The organism is Micromonospora sp. NPDC003776, assembly GCF_053605645.1.
The window spans coordinates 1-2,416 of the sequence record NZ_JBSGJR010000797.1; the positions used below are offsets into that span (position 1 = coordinate 1).

Annotated in this window: 2 protein-coding genes; one reads left to right on the forward strand and one right to left on the reverse strand. The window is 72.1% G+C overall.

The features are described 5' to 3' along the window. Nucleotides 1-157 precede the first annotated feature (157 nt). The gene (eno, locus tag ACWEVO_RS35025; protein ID WP_452311698.1) at nucleotides 158-1,441 is read right to left on the reverse strand and encodes a phosphopyruvate hydratase; all 1,284 of its coding nucleotides are present in this window, start codon (nucleotides 1,439-1,441) and stop codon (nucleotides 158-160) included. A gap of 211 nt (nucleotides 1,442-1,652) precedes the next feature. Between eno and ACWEVO_RS35030 the strand changes: the two genes are divergently transcribed. Beyond that, nucleotides 1,653-2,345 carry a hypothetical protein gene (locus tag ACWEVO_RS35030; protein WP_452311699.1) on the forward strand — a complete coding sequence of 231 codons (693 nt, stop codon included), beginning with the start codon at nucleotides 1,653-1,655 and terminating at the stop codon, nucleotides 2,343-2,345. The last annotated feature ends 71 nt before the right edge of the window (nucleotides 2,346-2,416 follow it).

A 2,416-nucleotide genomic window follows, 5' to 3' on the forward strand; every position in this document is an offset into this window, starting at 1 on the left:
GCGGCCCGCGGCTCGGCGCGGACGCCACCGTCGCGGGTCGACGACCGGGTCCGCGTCGCGGCCGGCCGGCCGGCCTGACCCGGCCGACGGATGGGACGCTGACCACCCGGTGTGCGGCGCTGCTGCATCGTCACACCCCTCCCCCGGAGCTCGTGGCTCAGGCCGAACGGTAGCGCGGGAACGCGCCGGCGCCGGCGTACCGCGCCGCGTCGGCCAGCTCCTCCTCGATCCGCAGGAGCTGGTTGTACTTGGCGACCCGGTCGGAGCGCGCCGGGGCGCCGGTCTTGATCTGGCCGCAGCCGGTGGCGACCGCCAGGTCGGCGATGGTGGTGTCCTCGGTCTCGCCGGAGCGGTGGCTCATCATGCACCGGAAGCCGGCCCGGTGGGCGAGGTCCACCGCGTCCAGGGTCTCGGTGAGCGAGCCGATCTGGTTGACCTTGACCAGCACCGCGTTGGCCGCCTTCTCGGCGATGCCCCGGGCGATGCGCTGCGGGTTGGTGACGAAGAGGTCGTCGCCGACGATCTGGATCCGGTCGCCGAGCGCCGCGGTGAGGGTGGCCCAGCCGCTCCAGTCGTCCTCGGAGAGCGGGTCCTCGATGGAGACGATCGGGTAGTCGCCGACGAGCTTGGTGTAGTAGTTGCTCATCTCCTCGGCGGTCTTCGCGCTGCCCTCGAAGGTGTAGGTGCCGTTGTCGAAGAACTCGGTGGCGGCGACGTCGAGGGCGAAGACGATGTCGGTGCCCAGCCGGTAGCCGGCCTTCTCCACCGCCTCGGCGATCAGGTCCAGGGCGGCGGCGTTGGTGGGCAGGTTCGGCGCGAAGCCGCCCTCGTCCCCCAGGCCGGTCGACAGGTCCTTCTTCTTCAGCACCGACTTCAGCGCGTGGTAGACCTCCGCGCCGGAGCGGAGCGCGTCCCGGAAGGTGGGCGCGCCGATCGGCGCGATCATGAACTCCTGGATGTCGACGTTCGAGTCGGCGTGCGCGCCACCGTTGAGGATGTTCATCATCGGCACCGGCAGCAGGTGCGCGTTCGGGCCGCCGAGGTAGCGGAAGAGGCTCAGCTCGGCGCTGCCGGCGGCGGCCTTCGCCACGGCGAGCGAGACGCCGAGGATGGCGTTGGCGCCCAGCTCCGCCTTGTTGTCGGTGCCGTCGATGTCGATCATCTTCTGGTCGATCAGCCGCTGCTCGCTGGCCTCGTACCCGATGAGCTGGTCGACGATCTTGTCCTCGATGTTGGCGACCGCGTTCTCGACACCCTTGCCCTGGTAGCGGTCCTTGTCACCGTCGCGCAGCTCGATCGCCTCGAAGGCGCCGGTGGAGGCGCCGGACGGCACCGCGGCGCGGGCGATCGTGCCGTCGTCGAGCCCGACCTCGACCTCGACCGTCGGGTTGCCCCGCGAGTCCAGGATCTCCCGGGCGACGATTCCCTCGATGGTTGCCACTGAGTCGCTCCTCGTTTGTGTGTTCCGGTCCGGTATGGGCCGCGACGGTGCGGCTGAGGCAGGTGTTGAACGCAGCGTATCGGTCGGCGCTCCGGCGCACGTCGCTCGGGGCGCACCGGGCCCGCCCGGAGACACGGACATTCCCGGATTCTCGGGCCTCAACCGGCAACGGGTTTGCGAGAGGTTGCCCGGATCGACAAGGCTGGGCGTCATGCCCGCCGCCTCGACGACTCTCCGCGTGCTCGCCGCCTCGGTCATCGCGTCGCTCTCGGTCACCGGCTGTCAGGCCGTCGAGGACGCCGGCGCCGCGCTCGGCCGGGCCGATCTGGTCAACGACCTGGCCGCCCGGATGGACCGGTCGCTGGAGCAGAACTGGGCCGCGGACTACCAGCTCGCCGGTGGGCGGAGCGCCTCGATCGCGCAGACCACGGAGCCGCTGCAGTCCTCGTACACCTGGCCGGACGGCAAGATCACGGTGACCCAGCAGGCGGTGACCCGGTGCGCGACCGCCGGCGGCCGGACCTCCTGCACCGTGTCACCGCCGGTGCTGACCGCCGGCAAACCGTCCGTGATCGTCTACGCCGAGGCCCGCAAGCACGGGCTGGTCACCCCGCCGGCGGTGATCCGACTGCTCACCGACGCCGCCCTCGACCCCGAGGCGGACATCGAGCAGAGCGACACCACCCTGGCCGGGCACCACGCCACCTGCGTGGACGTGACCCACTCCGGGGAACGCTTCACCGCCTGCGTCACCACCGAGGGCGTGCTCGGCAGCTTCACCGGCACGCTGGACGGCCGGCCCACGGAGCTCACGCTGACCGGTTACACCGACACCGTCCAGGCGGCCGCGTTCGAGGTACCGCCGGGGGCCGGCGTGGTCGACCGCCGTACCGCCACCTCGTGACCACCGGCTCCGCCGGGCCGCCGGACACCGCCGGGCCGGCCCGGGCCGCCGCCGACGGCCGGCGTGACGCC

Excerpts from the sequence above, each read along its gene's own strand:
- ACWEVO_RS35030 (WP_452311699.1), top strand. The coding sequence starts at position 1,653 with ATGCCCGCCGCCTCGACGACTCTCCGCGTGCTCGCCGCCTCGGTCATC.